This window comes from Methylophilus sp. UBA6697 (genome assembly GCF_002454655.1).
Lineage (GTDB): Bacteria > Pseudomonadota > Gammaproteobacteria > Burkholderiales > Methylophilaceae > Methylophilus.
Map to the genome: position 1 here is coordinate 117,322 of NZ_DKJH01000026.1, position 17,669 is coordinate 134,990.

Sequence of the window (17,669 nt, forward strand, 5' to 3'; positions counted from 1 at the left end):
GCTCAATACGTATCGTTAGCTGACACACACCCATCTGATGCAATTAAATTATCAGATGGTTGCATTATTTCCATATTTATGGAAATATAGAATACATGGACATTAAATCAGCAGTGACGCAGCTTTCATCAATCGCTCAAGAGGCACGCCTGGAGATATTTCGCCTGCTTGTTCAAGCAGGCATTGAGGGGCTACCAGCGGGCAGCATTGGTGAGAAACTCAACATTCCGCCCAGCACGCTCTCGTTCCACCTCAAAGAGCTTAGCCATGCCGGACTGATTCACTCGCGCCAGGTCAGCAGATTCATTTACTACACGGCCAACTATGCCGCAATGAATGGTTTACTTGCGTATCTCACTGAAAATTGCTGTGCCGGTGTCACTGAATGCTGCCCCGATATCACTAGCTGCAATCCCGAGAAAGGGAATGAATAATGAAACGTATGCATTTGCATGTCTCCGTTGACGATATCAATCAGAGTGTCGGCTTCTATAGCAAGCTCTTTGGCGCGTCTCCAACCGTCTCTAAACCCGACTATGCCAAGTGGATGCTGGATGACCCGTTAGTCAATTTTGCTATCAGCAAACGTGGTGCCAAAGCTGGCTTAGACCATATTGGCATTCAGGTTGAGCATGAATCTGAGCTTGAGGAAATCAAAGCGCGCTTAGAAAAAGCCGAGCTTAGCCTGGTGACTGAAGAGGGCACGACTTGCTGCTATGCAAAGTCTGACAAGCATTGGGTGCAAGACCCCTCTGGGATCGCCTGGGAAACCTATCGCACATTAGCCAGTGCGCCCACCTTTAGCGGGCAAGAAACATCAGCGCCTGGTGCTGCCTGTTGCATTCCGGCTGCGCAAAAGATTGAAATAGCTACCCGTAAGAAGTGCTGCTAATGAATCAGATCACGCAAACCAGCCCGATGAGCAACTTTGAACGCAACCTGACATGGTGGGTGCTTGGCTGCATCGTAACTGGCATCGCATTAGGTCAGGTGTTTCCTGGCTTCTTCCAAACGGTGGGCAGCCTCAAAATCGCTGAAGTGAATCTCCCGGTAGCTGTCCTGATATGGTTAATGATTATCCCGATGCTGCTAAAGATTGATTTCAAGACCATGGGCGATGTTCTGGCGCACAGCAAGGGCATAGGCGTGACATTGTTCATCAACTGGATAGTGAAGCCTTTCTCTATGGCCTTGCTTGCATGGCTATTTATTCGCCACTTGTTTGGTGACTTATTACCCGCGGCGCAAATTGACAGCTACATCGCTGGCCTGATTTTGTTAGCGGCAGCCCCATGCACGGCGATGGTGTTTGTCTGGAGTGGACTATGCGGCGGCGAGCCTAAGTTCACCCTCTCTCAGGTGGCACTTAATGATGCCATTATGCTGTTTGCCTTCGCGCCACTGGTCGCATTATTGTTGGGGCTATCCAGTATCGTCGTCCCCTGGAACACGCTCTTTTTGTCTCTGCTGCTCTTCGTTGTCGTCCCTGTGGTGATCAGCCAGTTTATGCGTGAAGTGATATTTTCAGGCCGTCAGCAAGCGCTGGATACATTACTCAAACGCATCCAGCCTGTTTCCCTGTCCGCATTACTGGCAACGCTGGTCTTGCTGTTTGGTTTCCAGGGTCAGCAGATTATTGCGCAGCCCTTCGTGATCGCCTTGTTAGCAGTGCCCATCACCATTCAGGTGTATTTCAACGCCATGCTGGCGTACTGGCTAAATAAGAAACTGAAGGTGGCTCACTGTGTCGCTGCCCCATCGGCACTGATTGGCGCTTCAAACTTCTTTGAGCTGGCGGTAGCAACGGCTATCGCGCTGTTTGGGTTCAACTCAGGTGCGGCGCTCGCCACCGTTGTCGGTGTACTCATTGAGGTGCCCGTCATGTTGTCTGTGGTCGCAATCGTCAATCGTAGCCGCAATTGGTACGAGAACGCCTAATTATCGAAAGCATGCAATGAATATCCTATTTTTATGTACAGGTAACTCCTGCCGCTCCATCCTTGCTGAAGCAACATTCAATGCATTAGCGCCAGACAGCATGCAAGCCATGAGCGCAGGCAGCCAGCCGACAGGTGAAGTGCATCCTCGCTCTATCGCCCTGCTCAAGCGTGAGGGCATAGCCACAGAGGGCTATTACAGCAAGTCATGGGACAACCTACCAGTGACGCCAGACATTGTCATTACCGTCTGCAGCAATGCGGCGGGGGAAACCTGCCCGGCATACCTTGGTAACGTACTAAGGGCGCATTGGGGCGTTGATGACCCCGCCAAAGCAACTGGTACAGACAGTGAAATAGAGGCTGCATTCACCCAAGCATACTCGATTCTACGCACAAGGATTGAGGCATTCCTGAGCCTGAGTCCTGACTGCCTGCATGATAAAGAAAAGCTCCAGCAGGCATTACAGCTGATTGGTCATATTTGAGGCGTCTGAAAATGTACTCACTTCCCCATGCAAATACATCGACCACTGCCAGTCATCTCTAGCGGCTTTGCTGTCGGCACACTGGGCGGGCTGATCGGATTGGGCGGCGCTGAATTCAGGCTCCCATTGCTTATTGGTCTGTTTGGCTTTGATGCTTTATCAGCAGTCATCTTAAACAAGGCCTTAAGCCTTGTAGTAGTAGCATCCTCTTTGCCGTTTCGGATGGGCACAATCCCCTTATCCAGCGTCCTCGAACGATGGGATGTGATTGTCACCTTGCTGGCTGGGAGTCTCATAGGTGCATGGTATGGGGCTGCATGGGCGATTAAACTGAAATCCAAGACGCTCTATCGTGTGCTTGCAGTGTTGCTCATGCTGATTGCAGCAGCATTGTTATTCGGCCATGAGCCCATCACAAATAACAAGCCATTAATGACTGGTGCATCACTAGTCATCACAGGGATGATGGTTGGCTTCGGCATAGGTGTCGTCGCTGCACTCATGGGAGTGGCTGGAGGTGAACTGCTCATCCCTACAATCGTCTTACTCTTTGGTGCTGATATTAAACTGGCTGGGAGTTTATCACTTGCTGTCAGCCTGCCTACGATGATTGTCGGGTTCACAAGATACAGCCGTGATAAAGGCTTCAGCATTATCAAACAGCAAAAACGCTTCCTGTTGATGATGGCTGCGGGCTCTTTGCTAGGTGCTTATATAGGAGGCCGCTTGCTCGGCATTATTCCGACGACATATTTATTACCGCTACTAGCATGCATTCTGGTAATTTCGTCACTAAAAGTGTGGAAGCACGCCCATGCCAAGCCAACATAATGGCCAACGATCTCTATCGGGCGTTGTATAGCCATGAGAATTAAGCGATAGATCAATACTCAATATGCACCATGTTCAAACCTTCGTCTTGTGAAGGTGGTTCAAAAAAATTAGTCACATGGTAGAACACCGCCTCATTATCAAACTGCGCGCGTTCTGGCTGTTCCGTTCTTCGCTTGGCTATGTGCAACAGACATTGCTCATTACTTAAATCCAGATAAATCAGCGCATGATTGCATTCAGCCTCACTACACAGTTGATTAAACCAGGCTCTTTGGTGAATCGTATTGGCTGGAAAGTCCATCACAACATTCGTGCCGGTTTTAAGAATGGATTGCACATGCAACTTAACAAAAGGTTTTATCCGGGCAGAGTGCGTCATATAGTCGTCAAATGAATAAATTTGATCGGGATAATGTGCAGATAACCAATCATCTTCTGATATCAATACAGCGTTTTTCTCTAGCGCAAGCGTCTTGGATTTTGTCGTTTTTCCAGCGCCCATTTTTCCACAAAAGAAAGTTAACGTTCCTTTCTGATTCACAGCGTATCCTTGGCTTTTGATGAGCATGAATACTAACACCCCGAAACAAAAAAGACCCAAGGCGTTAACCTTGAGTCTCTTAGGATGCATTGCCTACCTAACGCGTCGAGTACTTACAATACCCAAAACTACAGGTGAATGAATGACGGGAGCATCAATGCCCTTTACCACTCGGAAGAATATCGGTATTAAAACCAAGCACCTTACCCGCCCAGATAAATACCACCCACACCAGCACACCAAAGGGCAAATAGCCTGCAAAGCCCAACAGTGGCATTTCAGCATAAATATGAATCACATTCACGTAGGGGATATCGTAGACCCAGTAATTCGGGTTGGTGACCGGTAATGCCGGATGCGCGCTGCCGTAGTTCCACACCTCCCAGAAAAATCCGTTAAACAATGAGCTGATCGCCATCAAAAGAACCGGACTCCAATTGCCATTGGCGACATCGGTAAATGGGGTCCAGATACCACGCATCATCAATATGCCAGCGATACCTATCAATGGCGCAATCCACATGGCCCAAAACAACGGATAAGGCCAGAACGGCACGGCGGCAAACAACACAAAACTCAGGTATAACATTGGCTTTGCCGGCAGGGCCAGCTTGGGGCCTTGGGCATAGCGCCCTGCAATTTTAGGAAAAGCATTCAGCAAGGTATACCACTCAAAAATGGCCGGCCAAACAGTGGTATAGGCAAAAATAAAAATCCACACAATCTTGGCATGGCTTAAACCAGGAATGTCAGTATTAGGGTAATACCAGTTACCTAACGCAAAATAATCGAAATATTCAAAGAAATACCAGCCAAAAATCGATACAACCGCACTAATCAGAAATGTTTTAGGGCGACTTGCAAACAGCGAGTAACCACCAGAATAGCGGTATGCCAAGCCATCAAGCACAAAGATAAATCCCCACCACATCGGCGTAAAGGCGTAATACACCAAATCACCAAACGGTGTCGTGCGCGTCCACATCAACCACCAGAAGAACAGTGTGACAACCGCCCCCACCCAAAACCACCAAGGCAACGCCTGCAGTGCAGGCCGCGGAGACGGGGCGGCCGGTTTAAAACCGAACCATTGCGGGAATATTAAAAAAGCAGCAAATGCGGCTTCGAGCAGGGCAACTGCAATAAACACAATCAGATTAAACCCCGGCGGCTCTGCCACAAACTGCGGTGGAAAAACGCCAAAACCTGGCGGTAGATGCGTAGTTGGATAAGCAAACCAGGACGCGGCTAACGGAATCAATAGCATCGCCACAACGGTCATTACCAACGCAGAACGTGTTGTAGTTGAAAACATAATTTCCCCTTTTGATTTACAAACGATTTGTGCTCAATGATGAGCACTTATAAATATTACATAGTCACCGCCACTGGCGAGACCATTTATTGTCATACATATGCACTTCGGTCAAATTCATAAACTGGGACATGTTTCTGCCTTAAGACCCAAACGCAAGTAATGGATACCATCGCTGATTTCTGAACGATGGTTCGAGAGGAGCGATGAGAGCCAAGATGGCGCAATCAATTGTTTTTATTTTTTGCTTAACGTCCTATAAGGAAAATCAAAAAAACTTTCAAAATAAATGTAAGGGCTGCCTATTCCAACTGACTAATGCTGGCACTACAAGGTTATTGATTCATTTTTATTGATTGTTACTTTTAGGAGATGTTATGAAAACTACTAACAAATTGGCTACTGCCGCACTTTTGGGTCTTTTTACAGCTTCAGTGATGACGGCCTCTCCAGCATTTGCAGGAGAAGATGCTAAGTCTAGCTGTAACGGCAAAGATAATGCCAAGATGGAAAAAGCCAATTGCAAAACGGCAGATGGCAAAGAGAAGCATGCGTGTAAGGGCAAAAACTCATGCAAAGGCCAGGGCGGTGATGGCAAAAATGCATGCAAAGGTCACGGCTCCTGCGCAACAGACGGCAGTAAATAACTGAGCAATTATCTCAATCAGCACCAAGAAAGCAGGGAGAGTTACCCTGCTTTCTTGAGGAGGCCTTTTCTTAAATGTGCTTAGTTAATTCATCATTTTCGCTCGGTTTCGGGCTCGGGCTTAGGCCACAGCATTATTCTTATATTTTTGAACATCAGCCCAAGCTTGACTGGTTTGAGGTGATTTCCGAAAACTTTATGGATACCGACGGCAAACCAAAACGCAACCTGGCGCGCATCAAGGAACTTTATCCAGTGGTGATGCATGGGGTTTCCATGTCGATTGGCAGTGTAGATCCGCTGAATTCCGAGTATCTTACAAAGCTGAAAGCACTGATGGACTGGCTGAACCCCGCCTGGATTTCAGATCATCTGTGCTGGACTGGCGTCGCGCATAAGAATACGCACGACTTGCTACCGCTGCCTTACACCGAAGAATCGCTGAAGCACATTGTTCGCCGTATTCAACAGGTACAAGACCGGCTGGGGCGCAGAGTCGCCTTGGAAAACCCGTCGACTTATCTGGAGTTTAAGCACTCCACCATACCAGAAGCAGAGTTTATTGCGGCCATGGCCAAAGAGGCTGATTGCCACTTGCTGCTGGATATAAATAATGTGTATGTGACCTGCTTTAATCACAGGCTGGACCCGCAAAACTACCTGGATGCGCTGCCTTTGGGCCGGGTGATACAGATGCATCTTTCAGGGCATAGCAATAAAGGGCATTACATTGTGGATACCCATGATGACCATGTCATTGATGAGGTGTGGAACCTGTACAAGTATGCGGTCAACCGCGCCGGACGCGTTCCGAACACAATGATTGAATGGGACGACCATATCCCCGAATTTCCGGTGTTGTATGCGGAACTGGACAAAGCCAGGGAAGCTGCCCAACATGCGACCGAATTTACCCTACCGCACATTGCACAGGCTGACAGCGTGATTTTTATTGAGAAAAATGTCACTCTGCCAGAGGCACAAACGCATATGCAACAGGCGGTGATGCTTGGCGACCGCTTTGATAGCGTCCCTGATCAGTGGATACGGGCCAAGAATGCGTTTGCGCCACATGAGCAGCTATCGGTGTACGCAAATGCTTACCGCTACCGCTTGTATGATGTGGTTGCGGAAGACTACCCGGTATTAATGCATTACCTGACCGAACAAAGATTCTCTGCAATCATTTGGGCATTTGTGGGCGAAGTGTTGCCGGATCACTTTAACATTGGCCGCTTTGCGCTGAAACTACCAGCATTTATTCAAAAAACCTTGCCCAACGATGTCTTTGCGCATGCCTTGTGCCAGCTGGAAACCGCTGTTGCACAAATGACTGATCCCACAGAAACCGCAGCACTCCATGAAGCGGATATTCAAGGGCTGACTGCCGAGACACTTCTGGACCTCACACTTTATCCTCGGCAAGCGCTGGCCCTGATGCAGTTTGATCAGCAGGTGAATGCCTATTACCAGGCCGTCATGGATGACCATAGGCCTGTGGTGCCAGTGAATGAGGCCGTTTACCTGGCCGTGTTCAGGCATGAGGACGTGGTCTGGCGTATGGAGCTGGAGGCACAGGAGTTTGGGTTGCTCTCCAAACTATTTGATGGCGCCACCATCGGTGAGACACTTTCTGACGTACATGAAACCGAGCAACACAAGATCACGGCATATTTTTCAAAATGGATGCGAAACGGCTTATTGGCATCGCATCACTACGAGTATCTATAAAGGGGAAATACACATGAACGCTCTTATGAACATATTGATCTGGTGGCCTAAAACAATTGCCTCGCATTTTGAATGGGTGGGCCCATTGATCGCGCGCATCGTCGTCGGATACACCTTTATGCTGACAGGTTGGGGTAAACTCACGAATCTGCCCGCCATCATAGAAAACTTCAAAAGCTGGGGCATTCCTTATCCGGAATTGCTGACGCCTTTTGTCGCAGGTTGGGAATTCCTGGGCGGATTGGGCTTAATACTGGGGCTGATGACCAGAATCTGCGGCGGCGCACTTGCCACGGTGATGGTCGTGGCGATTATTTCAGCCAGGCTGGCTGACATTGACTCTGTGGAAACCCTGCTGGGTTTTGAAGAGGCGACCTACTTTGCAGTATTTACCTGGCTTGCCATTGGTGGTGCAGGTAAGGTTTCTATCGATTATTTCTTAGAGCGTTTGAATCGAAAAAAGTGACCGTGTGTTTTATGTGTATTTAACACCCATTGGCCTCCATGCCTAGCCAACATAATGGCAAACGGTTACTACCGGAATTAGCTATGGTAAGGAGAGCGCGATAATTAGAATTCGAATGCCAAACCAAAACTAATGTAATTGATATTGGAACTTCGGGTAATAGGGCTATTGCTCGCTTCATTTCCTAAAAATATCTTCTCGGCATAACCCACCAAATATGTTTTAGGGCATAGCATATAAGCTCCCCATAAGCCGACCTCTGAATTCAACACGCCTTGGTCAGGATGATAGCTTACATGACCGAATCTATGTGAGAAGCGATCTTTCAGGCCATAGTATGTTTCCATAGCGCGTTGGTCCGCTAAGGTGCGCTGCGCAAAAATGCCAAGATTGAGTTTCTCGTGTTCACCGCCATAAATACCGGCAAATATTCTAAAGTCTATTTGCGAACCACGTGAAGTATCGATGTCCTTTCTGTATCTCACAATCACATCTACGGGCATAGGGCCGATATTATCTTCATATTGAAGAAAGGCGCCGTAAGACATACTGGGATTAATTGAAAGAAACTTCAGCCCATTCGAAAATCCATTCTGGGTCCTGCCATCCTCATAAGCCAATTGTGCACCATAAGATAATGTGTCATTGATTGGCTTGCTGATCCCGGTTTCAAGCATGCCCTCCGTTGTGCGCAGAAACAGTGACTCTTTTGTTAAAGACAACACCGGAATAATACTTGGAGTACTTCGATCAGAGCCTAAATAGGCGGGCCCATATTGCACGACTGCCCCTACCATATTCGGTTCATGAGATTGCTCATCTGCAATAGCCACATCTGAGACTGCAGGCATTAAAAACAGCGCAATCCAGCTCAGTATTTGAGGCGTTGATGGCATTTGTTGCACGAACAGTGTTCTAATCAAAGCTTTAAACTTTCTTTCTCAAACGAACAATGATCACTGTTCCCGATGCATTTGCGGCAGACTCAATATTGATACTAGCGCCGTGCAATGCAATGACTTCTTTGACGATAGACAGGCCTAAACCACTACCTTCCTGAGAGTTGTCGATGACCCGATGGAAGCGTTCAAACACCATATCGCGTTCGGCTTCAGGAATACCTATGCCATTATCTTCAACCCTAAGCTCAATCGTGCTTTCCAGCTCGGTTAGCAAAAGCGTCACCCTGCCGCCATTCGGAGTGTATCGAATGGCGTTATCCAGCAAGTTAAGCAACATGACTTTTAGCCTTGACTTGTCTCCGACAATCTCGAAGTCCGGGATGGCGTGATAAGCGTGCGACTCGAAACCAAGGTCAATATTCTTGCGCAACGCGAAATGAATGACTTCCACACAACTGTCCTGCGCCAAGGCAAGCAGATCGACTGGTTTGAGTTCAATCAGATTGGCGGCTTCCGGTTGATTGTGTGAAAGTCTGAGTAACTGATTAACCAGGTGAGTAAGCTTAAACACGCTGTCACCGATCATGGATAGAGGGCGTTGGCTGCTCTCCTGTTTCAAGGCAAGCTCTACCTGAGCTTGAATACCGGCAATCGGTGTTCTGAGTTGATGCGCGGCATCTGCAATAAATTGATTTTGCGCCAGGATGGCATTCCTTAATCTTCCCATCAGCAGGTTGATGGACTTAATAAGTACCATGGCTTCCTCAGGGACGTTCTTTAACATCACCGGGTCAAGTTGTGTGCTTGAGCGCTTGGATATTTCGTCATTAAGCTCATTCAATGGCGCCAACCCTTGTGTGACCCCCCAAAACAGCATTGCTCCACAAACCAGCATAAGCATCAGTTGTGGCAGGATGATCGCAAGTAAAATACGGTTATGCAGGTTGCTGCGTTTGTTGAGTGTTTCTGCAATGACAACGAAATAGGGGTGTGATTGATGTGCGTTATCCTGATAAGTACTTTTTAACGTCAGCATACGCACACGCTGATGGTTGATTTCTGCATGTTTAAAGCATTTGCTTTTTGACGCATGCCTGACTTTAAGTGGTAACTTCAGGTTACCACTGAGAAACGCGGTACTTGAGTTATAAATAGCATAGTAAGTTTTATCGTATTGATTCGAAAACAGCACGCTTTCTGTTTCGTCACTCATCCGAAACGATTCAGGGTTCTTCCCTGACTCTTTAATCATGGCAATCACATCATTGGCCATATCTTCCAAGCTGTCATCAAACGATTGATTCACAAAATGGATGCCAACTTTATACAGAATCGTGGTATCCAGCGGAATCAGTACAAACATGGGAATGATGACCCATAAAAGTAACTGTCGGCGCAATGTATAGCGGCTATTCAGGCGAAGCAAGTTAGCCATGCGACAGTTGCTCCAGCATGTAGCCTAAGCCCCTGACATTGGAGATAGTGACATCGCACTCACCAAGCTTTTTACGCAAGCGGTGCACATAGACCTCGATGGCATTCGTGCCTATGTCATGGTCCCAGTTGCATAAACTTTCAATGAGCGCATCTTTGGTCACAACCTTACCGTGTTTAATCGACATCGTTTCCAGTAGCGAGAACTCCCTGGGGGAGAGGGCAAGCTTTTCGCCTTTCACAAACGCCATACGCTCCTTGGTATCCAGCTCTAACTCCCCAATCGAGATTTTGGATGAAAAGTGTGTATGGACTCTGCGAATCTGCGCCCGGATACGGGCAGTTAACTCTGGCAACCTGAAGGGTTTTATCAGGTAATCATCTGCACCCATATCAAATGCCCGCACGATATCTTCAGAATCATCATTGGCAGTGAGCACAATGACCGGAACTGATTGCTTACCATTACGTAAGCGTTTGATGAATTCAAAACCGTTGACAAACGGCAGTCCCAGATCCAATAGCACAAGATCATAAATTTGCATTTGTGCAGCTGAAATACCGTCCCTGCCGTTGCGAAACCAGTCGACGGCATAAGTCGCACTGACAAGAGATTGCACCAATGCATCACCCAGTACCACATCATCCTCTACCAACAGTATTCGCACGGATTTCTGCCCAATTTAAAGACTTCCGCTAGCTTGCACCAGACAGACTTACAGATTACTTACAGTGGAATGACAGAGAAATGACTGTAAGTGTTTAGTAAGAATTTGACTTCATGATGAGCACAGATCGAAACCATTGAGTTCATTTTCAGGAGACTGGCATGCAGGCAGCAGTTAAAAAATCAGGCAAGCCAAGCTGGTTTTTTGCTTATTCATACTGGGACAGTGTCCCTGTACTCGCTGGCATTTTGCATTTTGTTTGCCTGATTACTTTTTTTGTCAGTTTTGATCATTTTCCATGGCAACTGAACGTCTTATTTGGCTTGTTATATGCCGTTAGCATCTCCTGGAACATCAACGGCATCGCCCATAACTTTATTCACAACCCATATTTCAAATCTGAAATATTCAACCGTTCTTTTAGCTTGATGGAATCCATCACCCTGCTGTTCTCACAAACTCTTTATGATGCCGTGCATAAAAGGCATCACATTGGTAACAGTGATTTGCCAGGTGAAAATGGCAACACCACAGACTGGTTATCCATCTATCGTTATGGACACGATCAACAGCCCGAAGGCGTATGGGCGTATACCTTCAAAAGCTATTTCCGCGACGAGCCGCAGAAAATCTACCAGGAGATTCACAAACGCAATCCCTTCCTGGCTCATTTTGGTGTGTTTGAAATCATCGTTGTGATCGCGCTGGTCATCGCCGGTTGCTGGTTGAACTGGCGCTTCATGCTATTCCTGGCCCCGTTTTACTACTTTGGCCATAGCCTCTCCTCTTTGAATGGCTATTACGAACATTGGCGCGGCAATCCCAATTTACCCATCGCCTGGGGCGTCAGTTGCTATAACCGATTTTATAACTGGTTATGGTTTAACAACGGCTACCACGCCGAGCACCACTATAGGCCCAAACATCACTGGACGCAGATGAAGGCTTTGCATCTGCAAATTGCCGAACAACAAAAAACGGCTGGTGTACATGTGATTGATTGGTCGCATGGCCTTGGCTTTATGCAATCGAAATAACGGGGGAAAGTGGAATGTTATTTATTGTCGACTTTGATGGCACGATTTCCAGGAGTGACACCATTGATGCCTTGCTAGAAAAGTTTGCCGATAACCGTTGGCAGCAGTATGAGCAGGACTGGCTGACAGGAAAAATCGATGCAGTTGAGTGTATGAGCCGTCAATTGGCCCTGGTCAAGGCTGACAACATTGCGCTGGAGAGTTTTTTCCGCTCGATTGAGCTGGACAGTAGCTTTCGCAACTTTCATGCGTTTGCCAAACAGTTTGCCCATATGGTGATTGCAAGTGATGGCTTGGACCATGCAATTAAGGTCTCCATGCAACACTCCAGCTTCCCCGAGTTGCCAGTGTTCGCCAACCATCTGCAATTTGATCCGCAGGGCATCCAAATGACTTTCCCTAATCGTCAGCCGAATTGTGCTGGCGGCAATGGCAACTGCAAGTGTGCAGTCGCGAAAGCGCAGCAGGCATTTCCGACTGAAAAAGTGGTACTGATTGGCGATGGCAAGTCTGATGCTTGCCTGGCCGGAAAAGCCGACGTCGTGTTTGCCAAAGGCAAGCTGGTGACGCATTGCGCCAACAACCACATTCCATTCATTCCTTTTTCTACTTTTGATGACGTCCTGGCCACGATCAAAACCTGGCCTGAATGTCATGTTCACCTTTCTCATCAAACCGCATAACTGAGGTCGCTTTAGTATGGACACCAAAATCATTGAAATTCTTGATAAAAATAACAAGTATTGTTCACATGGGGATACTGTTAACTATGCTGACCCGCCCAAGGTATTTGAAAGTTGCGATGGCAGTTTTTTGTATGACGAACAGGGTATTCGTTACCTGGACTGGCAGATGTGGTATTCAGCGGTCAACTTTGGTTACAAAAATGAACGGATTGCGAATGTATTGAGAAAACAGATCGATACATTGCCACAACTGGCCAGCCAATACCTGCATAAAGAAAAAGTAGAACTGGCAGAAATCATCTGCCGCTACATGGAAGAAAAGTACGGCGTCAAAGGCCGTGTGCACTTCAACGTCGGCGGCGCCCAGGCGGTTGAAGATTCTCTCAAAGTGGTGCGCAACCACACCGGCAAAACGCACCAGTTCGCTTTTATGGGTGGCTACCACGGCCGTACGCTAGGCGCCTCTGCGATCACCTCCAGTTACCGCTATCGCCGCCGGTTTGGCAACTTTGCTGATCGCGCGCACTTTGTGCCATATCCTTACTGTTTCCGCTGCCCCTACGACATGAAGGTAGAGAGCTGCGACACCTATTGCCATAAGGAATTCGAGAAGCTATTTGACACAGAATACCAGTCATTCTGGGATGAGAAATCCAAGCAATGTGAGTTTGGTGCATTTTATATCGAGCCTATGCAGGGCACTGGTGGTTACATCATTCCACCTGATGGCTATATGCAAAAACTGCAGGAATCACTCAAAAAACGCAATGTTCTGCTAGTCGCTGATGAGATCCAGATGGGTGTGTACCGCACCGGGAAATTATGGTCCTGGGAGAACTTTGGCATCGTGCCTGACATTTTTGTCTTTGGTAAAGCCATCACCAATGGGTTAAACCCGCTGTCTGGCATTTGGGCACGTGAAGAATTGATCTCACCAGAGAAGTTTCCACCAGGCTCAACTCACTCCACCTTCGCCTCCAACCCGCTAGGCACGGCAGTGGCATTGGAGGTCCTGAAAATGACGCAGGAATCAGATTTTGAGCCGCATGTACGCGAGCGCGGTGCTTACTTCCTCAAACGGTTACATGCGCTTAAATCGCGCTGGAAGTGTATAGGGGATGTCAGTGGACTGGGCTTGGCATTGCGTATCGAGTTATGTAAGAGCGATGGTTTTACCGCCAGCCGTGCATTGGCAGACCGCATGTTCAACGAAGGCCTGAAAGGCGATGTGATGATTGATGGTAAGCCACATGGCCTGGTACTGGATATCGGTGGCTACGAGAAGAATGTGATTACGCTGGCACCTTCGCTGATGATTTCCGAGCAGGAAATTGACCTTGGCATCCAGCTGTTTGAGGCTTTACTCAAACGTTGCGGTGCTGAATAAGATTCACGCATGGAAATTGTGGCATACGACTTTGATGGCAGCCTGACCTTGCAGCAAGCTTTGCTGCAGGCAGATGGTATTCATTTATCGTTACAACCTATGCGTCAATTTGAACACTCTGTACGCTTGTGGGCATCATGCGCCACTTTTAAAAAAATGGCGCATGCATTACGCCCGCCTTCAAGCAAGCCGCGATTCAGCTTGATCGGATCAGGAGACTACCACCACGTGTCTCTCGCCTTGATAGACCAGTGCCAGGGACCACTCACCGTGGTGTTATTTGATAACCATCCGGACTGGATGCAACCACCGCAAAAATTCCATTGTGGCACTTGGGTATACAGCCTAGCCAGGCTTCCACAGGTGCAGCGTATTGTCATTATTGGTCTTGAGAGTGGTGACATTGAAGGGGATCACTTCAAGCAAGGCGATATGGAGAGCTATCAGCAAGGAAAAATTGTGTTGCTACCTTATCAACCAGTGCAAGTAAATGCATTTTCAGCAAAACTAAAAAGCAGTCTTCAGCAGGATCTGTTGGCTGGTATTGCTGAGGTGCTGACACACATCCCGACGGACAACGTATATATCAGCGTAGACAAGGATTGTCTGCGGACAGAGGATGCCAGAACTAACTGGGAACAAGGCAGTATGCCGTTAAGCACTGTCACAGCGATTATTCAGGCACTCAGCGCACGTAAACAGATTGTTGGCGCCGATACGGTAGGTGACTTCTCTCCCGTGCGCTTCCACTCCCCTCTGAAGTGGATTGCATCTTATTTTGATAGGCGCGAAAACCCGCATGAACAACGGCAAGTGGCCAGCCTCATTAATGCGACGACAAATGCCCGGTTAATTCAGGCATTAATGGGGAAAGCCACATGATGAGTATGTACGGTCTATTTGCGGCAGCAGTCTTACTAGATACGTTGGGCACGACACTTTTCAAGCTTGGCGCTAATCGGTCCGCACTCCTGAGAACAACTCCAGCAGTGGGGTTTGATTGGCAAACAGTGCGGTCATTTTTCAGTCATTGGCAAATTCCACTTGGATTAGCCGTCTACGTTGTCGAATACGTCATTTGGATTGCCTACTTGTCATCCTCATCGCTTAGCCGTGCTTTCCCGATGTACAGCATCACAATTGTCTTGATCCTGATTGTATCCAGATTTCTTTTAAAAGAGCAGGTAGGTAAAAACCGCTGGCTGGGAGCCGCCCTGATTGTGCTTGGTGTGTTGATGCTGGGAGGCAATGAGTAATGACGTTACAGCAGATGATCGGTGAGAATGGTTTCTGCCTGGGGCACTCTGAGCACGCAGTATTGCTGGTGCATGGATTGACCGGCACACCGGCCGAGATGAAGCATTATGGCAAGCAAATCGCCCGTAAAGGATTATCTGTGGTTTGCCCTGTACTGGCTGGTCATTGTGCATCCGTCAATGAATTAAGCCAGACCAATTGGCAGCAATGGCTGGCTTCGATTGAAGAAGTATTCCTCGAAATGCGTAAGCACTACAAAAGCGTATTCGTGTCAGGGCTATCCATGGGCGCCCTTATTGCGCTGTTACTCGCCGCAAAATATCCATCAGAAGTAGCCGGTGTGATTCTGTTGTCTGTCACCTTTTTTTATGACGGCTGGAACATCCCGGCTTTTAAACAGCGCTTCTTGTTACCACTGGTGTTGTACTCACCACTGCGCTATTTCATGCAGTGGGAAGAAACCGCACCGTACGGCATTAAGTGTGAACGTACACGTGCCATGGTAGCGGCTGTGCTGGAAAACAAAGATGTGCGCACTTCTGAAAAAATCGGCTATTTCAAAACGCCGGCAACAGTGATTTTTCAGAGCGTGAAACTGATTAATGCTGCCCGTAAAAGTCTTCCGCATGTTTCTTCACCAGTGTTGATTGTGCATTCCACAGAAGATGACATGGCCAGCCTCAAAAATGCCTACGTGGTGGAAAAAGAAGTCTCAAGTCCTCGCATTGACACTTTTTATATTGGCGATACCTACCATGTGGTGACGCTGGATAAGCGCAAGGATGATATTGCAAAACGTAGTGCGGAATTCTGTTTGTCAGTGATCAAAGAAAAATTCAGTTAAGGAAGTCATATGAATAATACATTTGAAGTTGTGAGCAAGCTGATTGCCAACAAGTTGGAGATCGATCAGCAATCGATTACTCGTCAAAGTAAATTGATTGAACTCGGGCTGGATTCTCTGGATATTTTCGACATCATTTTTCAAGCCGAAGATCAATATGGCATTAAAGTACCCAACCCTTCTGAAGAAATTGTGACCGTCGATGATGTGGTGAAAATGCTTGATGAGCTATTAGCTGCAGGTGCATCAGCATAATGAGCATGCCAAGAAGAGTGGTGATCACCGGCGCAGGCATCGTCTCACCACTTGGTAATGATCTTTTATCCTTTCAGCGGAATCTGCTGTCCGGCAACTCTGGCATTGATCACCTCAATGCGGATTTCTGTGAACAATTGGAGACGCGCATCGCTGCACCATGCCAGTTTAATGGAGAGCAGTATTTCACTCGCCAGGAATTAGCGTTGCTGGATCGTGTCAGTCAATTTGCGCTGTATGCGACAGAGCAAGCGGTGAAACAATCCGGCCTGGATTTACTGAGCGTGAATCCCGCCAGTATCGGTTGCTTTATTGGTACCGGCATGGGAGGAGCCAGTGCCACAGAGGGCGGCTATACCAGGTTATTCAAAGAAGGCATGAATCGTTTAAAACCCTTCACGGTGCTCATGGCCATGAATAGTGCCGCGGCTTCGCAGATTGCGACCAAATATGGCGTGGCTGGGCCAAACATCACCATTTCTACAGCGTGCTCCTCTGCGGCAGTCGCGATTGGTGAAGCGGCCAAACAAATCGCATTTGGCCGCTGCGAAGTAGCGATTGCTGGTGGCAGTGAAGCATTGTTGACCTTCGGTACTATCAAGGCATGGGAAGCATTGCGCACGTTGGCACAAGAGGATCCACAAGACCCCGCTACTTCTTGCAAACCATTTTCAGCCAATAGAAGCGGATTAGTACTCGGTGAGGGGGCAGCTACATTCGTGCTAGAAACCTACGAGCATGCCGTGCAGCGTGGGGCAACAATCCTGGCCGAAATTGCAGGCTATGGCTCGTCAAATGACTTTAGTCATATGACCCAGCCTTCAGTACAAGGGCAGGCATTGTCCATGCAAAATGCGTTACGCGATGCGAACTTACGTGCAGATCAGATTGGTTATATCAACGCACACGGTACTGGCACGCAACTAAACGATGTCACGGAAACCAGAGCAATCAAGCAGGTATTCGGTCCGTCAGCGATGCATATCCCTGTCAGCTCCACCAAATCCATGCACGGACATTTAATGGGTGCTGCCGCTGCCGTTGAGCTGGTTGCTTCGCTGGTTGCCCTGCATACCAATACTTTGCCACCGACTATGCATCTTGATGCACCTGATCCCGAGTGTGACTTGAATTATGTCGCCAATACGGCACAAGAAGTGACATCGCTTGAATATGTCATGAGTAACTCATTTGCCTTTGGCGGCACGAGTGGCGTACTTATTTTAAGGAAAATTTAAATC

General features: G+C 47.8%; 21 protein-coding genes. 16 read left to right on the plus strand and 5 right to left on the minus strand.

Features of this window, described 5'->3' with window-relative positions:
- Positions 1-95 precede the first annotated feature (95 nt).
- Genes B3355_RS08470 through B3355_RS08490 form a run of 5 tightly spaced genes read left to right on the plus strand, consistent with a single transcriptional unit; the run spans position 96 to position 3,256 of the window.
- Complete coding sequence (locus B3355_RS08470; RefSeq protein ID WP_292782594.1) at positions 96-434, plus strand: ArsR/SmtB family transcription factor; 339 nt, start codon at positions 96-98, stop codon at positions 432-434.
- The gene (locus B3355_RS08475; protein WP_292782597.1) at positions 434-892 is read left to right on the plus strand and encodes an ArsI/CadI family heavy metal resistance metalloenzyme; all 459 of its coding nucleotides are present in this window, start codon (positions 434-436) and stop codon (positions 890-892) included. Before B3355_RS08470 ends, B3355_RS08475 begins: the two co-directional genes overlap by 1 nt.
- Positions 892-1,938, plus strand: a complete 1,047-nt coding sequence (gene arsB, locus B3355_RS08480) for an ACR3 family arsenite efflux transporter (RefSeq protein ID WP_292782600.1) — start codon at positions 892-894, stop codon at positions 1,936-1,938. Before B3355_RS08475 ends, arsB begins: the two co-directional genes overlap by 1 nt.
- A 16-nt stretch (positions 1,939-1,954) precedes the next feature.
- Positions 1,955-2,425 (plus strand): arsenate reductase ArsC, encoded by a 471-nt coding sequence (locus tag B3355_RS08485; protein ID WP_292782603.1) that lies wholly within the window; start codon positions 1,955-1,957, stop codon positions 2,423-2,425.
- A 27-nt stretch (positions 2,426-2,452) separates the two neighbouring features.
- Positions 2,453-3,256 carry a sulfite exporter TauE/SafE family protein gene (locus B3355_RS08490; RefSeq protein ID WP_292782606.1) on the plus strand — a complete coding sequence of 268 codons (804 nt, stop codon included), beginning with the start codon at positions 2,453-2,455 and terminating at the stop codon, positions 3,254-3,256.
- Positions 3,257-3,308: 52 nt separating this feature from the next.
- Here B3355_RS08490 and B3355_RS08495 read toward each other — a convergent pair whose 3' ends face one another.
- Together B3355_RS08495 and B3355_RS08500 are read right to left on the minus strand one after the other, a co-directional pair.
- Positions 3,309-3,800, minus strand: coding sequence for an AAA family ATPase (locus B3355_RS08495; RefSeq protein WP_292782609.1), 492 nt, complete (start codon positions 3,798-3,800; stop codon positions 3,309-3,311).
- 154 nt (positions 3,801-3,954) lie between these two features.
- Positions 3,955-5,115, minus strand: coding sequence for a mechanosensitive ion channel protein MscS (locus B3355_RS08500; protein ID WP_292782612.1), 1,161 nt, complete (start codon positions 5,113-5,115; stop codon positions 3,955-3,957).
- A gap of 377 nt (positions 5,116-5,492) precedes the next feature.
- Between B3355_RS08500 and B3355_RS08505 the strand changes: the two genes are divergently transcribed.
- The 3 genes from B3355_RS08505 to B3355_RS08515 all read left to right on the plus strand — a co-directional run bounded on the left by B3355_RS08505 (position 5,493) and on the right by B3355_RS08515 (position 7,958).
- Positions 5,493-5,762 (plus strand): hypothetical protein, encoded by a 270-nt coding sequence (locus B3355_RS08505; RefSeq protein ID WP_024930489.1) that lies wholly within the window; start codon positions 5,493-5,495, stop codon positions 5,760-5,762.
- Positions 5,763-5,836: 74 nt separating this feature from the next.
- Positions 5,837-7,492 (plus strand): DUF692 family multinuclear iron-containing protein, encoded by a 1,656-nt coding sequence (locus B3355_RS08510; RefSeq protein WP_292782615.1) that lies wholly within the window; start codon positions 5,837-5,839, stop codon positions 7,490-7,492.
- A gap of 25 nt (positions 7,493-7,517) precedes the next feature.
- Positions 7,518-7,958, plus strand: coding sequence for a DoxX family protein (locus B3355_RS08515; RefSeq protein WP_019883604.1), 441 nt, complete (start codon positions 7,518-7,520; stop codon positions 7,956-7,958).
- Between the two features lie 104 nt (positions 7,959-8,062).
- On the opposite strand, the gene B3355_RS08520 is transcribed toward B3355_RS08515, so the two are convergent.
- The 3 genes from B3355_RS08520 to B3355_RS08530 are packed head-to-tail and all read right to left on the minus strand — an operon-like array spanning position 8,063 to position 10,962.
- On the minus strand, positions 8,063-8,854 hold the full coding sequence (locus B3355_RS08520; protein ID WP_292782693.1) for a MipA/OmpV family protein: 792 nt from the start codon (positions 8,852-8,854) through the stop codon (positions 8,063-8,065).
- Positions 8,855-8,885: 31 nt separating this feature from the next.
- Complete coding sequence (locus B3355_RS08525) at positions 8,886-10,295, minus strand: sensor histidine kinase (protein WP_292782620.1); 1,410 nt, start codon at positions 10,293-10,295, stop codon at positions 8,886-8,888.
- Entirely contained in the window at positions 10,288-10,962 is a 675-nt protein-coding gene (locus B3355_RS08530; RefSeq protein WP_047515967.1) for a response regulator transcription factor, read from the minus strand. Before B3355_RS08530 ends, B3355_RS08525 begins: the two co-directional genes overlap by 8 nt.
- 161 nt (positions 10,963-11,123) lie before the next feature.
- Here B3355_RS08530 and B3355_RS08535 point away from each other — a divergent pair, with 161 nt between their 5' ends.
- Genes B3355_RS08535 through B3355_RS08570 form a run of 8 tightly spaced genes read left to right on the plus strand, consistent with a single transcriptional unit; the run spans position 11,124 to position 17,666 of the window.
- Positions 11,124-11,999 (plus strand): fatty acid desaturase, encoded by an 876-nt coding sequence (locus tag B3355_RS08535; protein ID WP_292782625.1) that lies wholly within the window; start codon positions 11,124-11,126, stop codon positions 11,997-11,999.
- 14 nt (positions 12,000-12,013) lie between these two features.
- Entirely contained in the window at positions 12,014-12,682 is a 669-nt protein-coding gene (locus tag B3355_RS08540; protein ID WP_292782628.1) for an MtnX-like HAD-IB family phosphatase, read from the plus strand.
- Between the two features lie 16 nt (positions 12,683-12,698).
- Complete coding sequence (locus B3355_RS08545) at positions 12,699-14,072, plus strand: aspartate aminotransferase family protein (protein WP_292782631.1); 1,374 nt, start codon at positions 12,699-12,701, stop codon at positions 14,070-14,072.
- A 9-nt stretch (positions 14,073-14,081) separates the two neighbouring features.
- A complete protein-coding gene (locus tag B3355_RS08550) occupies positions 14,082-14,954 on the plus strand; it encodes an arginase family protein (protein ID WP_292782634.1) in 873 nt (290 codons plus the stop codon).
- Positions 14,951-15,328, plus strand: coding sequence for an EamA family transporter (locus tag B3355_RS08555; RefSeq protein WP_292782637.1), 378 nt, complete (start codon positions 14,951-14,953; stop codon positions 15,326-15,328). Before B3355_RS08550 ends, B3355_RS08555 begins: the two co-directional genes overlap by 4 nt.
- The gene (locus B3355_RS08560; RefSeq protein ID WP_292782640.1) at positions 15,328-16,173 is read left to right on the plus strand and encodes an alpha/beta hydrolase; all 846 of its coding nucleotides are present in this window, start codon (positions 15,328-15,330) and stop codon (positions 16,171-16,173) included. Before B3355_RS08555 ends, B3355_RS08560 begins: the two co-directional genes overlap by 1 nt.
- A gap of 9 nt (positions 16,174-16,182) precedes the next feature.
- Entirely contained in the window at positions 16,183-16,428 is a 246-nt protein-coding gene (locus B3355_RS08565) for a phosphopantetheine-binding protein (RefSeq protein WP_292782643.1), read from the plus strand.
- Positions 16,429-16,433: 5 nt separating this feature from the next.
- Positions 16,434-17,666, plus strand: a complete 1,233-nt coding sequence (locus tag B3355_RS08570; protein WP_292782646.1) for a beta-ketoacyl-[acyl-carrier-protein] synthase family protein — start codon at positions 16,434-16,436, stop codon at positions 17,664-17,666.
- The last annotated feature ends 3 nt before the right edge of the window (positions 17,667-17,669 follow it).

Bases quoted from the DNA above. Each gene is read 5' to 3' on its own strand.
- B3355_RS08470 (WP_292782594.1), top strand. From the start codon at position 96: ATGGACATTAAATCAGCAGTGACGCAGCTTTCATCAATCGCTCAAGAG.
- B3355_RS08475 (WP_292782597.1), top strand. From the start codon at position 434: ATGAAACGTATGCATTTGCATGTCTCCGTTGACGATATCAATCAGAGT.
- arsB (WP_292782600.1), top strand. From the start codon at position 892: ATGAATCAGATCACGCAAACCAGCCCGATGAGCAACTTTGAACGCAAC.
- B3355_RS08485 (WP_292782603.1), top strand. From the start codon at position 1,955: ATGAATATCCTATTTTTATGTACAGGTAACTCCTGCCGCTCCATCCTT.
- B3355_RS08490 (WP_292782606.1), top strand. From the start codon at position 2,453: ATGCAAATACATCGACCACTGCCAGTCATCTCTAGCGGCTTTGCTGTC.
- B3355_RS08500 (WP_292782612.1), bottom strand. From the start codon at position 5,115: ATGTTTTCAACTACAACACGTTCTGCGTTGGTAATGACCGTTGTGGCG.
- B3355_RS08505 (WP_024930489.1), top strand. From the start codon at position 5,493: ATGAAAACTACTAACAAATTGGCTACTGCCGCACTTTTGGGTCTTTTT.
- B3355_RS08510 (WP_292782615.1), top strand. From the start codon at position 5,837: ATGTGCTTAGTTAATTCATCATTTTCGCTCGGTTTCGGGCTCGGGCTT.
- B3355_RS08515 (WP_019883604.1), top strand. From the start codon at position 7,518: ATGAACATATTGATCTGGTGGCCTAAAACAATTGCCTCGCATTTTGAA.
- B3355_RS08520 (WP_292782693.1), bottom strand. From the start codon at position 8,854: ATGCCATCAACGCCTCAAATACTGAGCTGGATTGCGCTGTTTTTAATG.
- B3355_RS08525 (WP_292782620.1), bottom strand. From the start codon at position 10,295: ATGGCTAACTTGCTTCGCCTGAATAGCCGCTATACATTGCGCCGACAG.
- B3355_RS08535 (WP_292782625.1), top strand. From the start codon at position 11,124: ATGCAGGCAGCAGTTAAAAAATCAGGCAAGCCAAGCTGGTTTTTTGCT.
- B3355_RS08540 (WP_292782628.1), top strand. From the start codon at position 12,014: ATGTTATTTATTGTCGACTTTGATGGCACGATTTCCAGGAGTGACACC.
- B3355_RS08545 (WP_292782631.1), top strand. From the start codon at position 12,699: ATGGACACCAAAATCATTGAAATTCTTGATAAAAATAACAAGTATTGT.
- B3355_RS08550 (WP_292782634.1), top strand. From the start codon at position 14,082: ATGGAAATTGTGGCATACGACTTTGATGGCAGCCTGACCTTGCAGCAA.
- B3355_RS08555 (WP_292782637.1), top strand. From the start codon at position 14,951: ATGATGAGTATGTACGGTCTATTTGCGGCAGCAGTCTTACTAGATACG.
- B3355_RS08560 (WP_292782640.1), top strand. From the start codon at position 15,328: ATGACGTTACAGCAGATGATCGGTGAGAATGGTTTCTGCCTGGGGCAC.
- B3355_RS08565 (WP_292782643.1), top strand. From the start codon at position 16,183: ATGAATAATACATTTGAAGTTGTGAGCAAGCTGATTGCCAACAAGTTG.
- B3355_RS08570 (WP_292782646.1), top strand. From the start codon at position 16,434: ATGCCAAGAAGAGTGGTGATCACCGGCGCAGGCATCGTCTCACCACTT.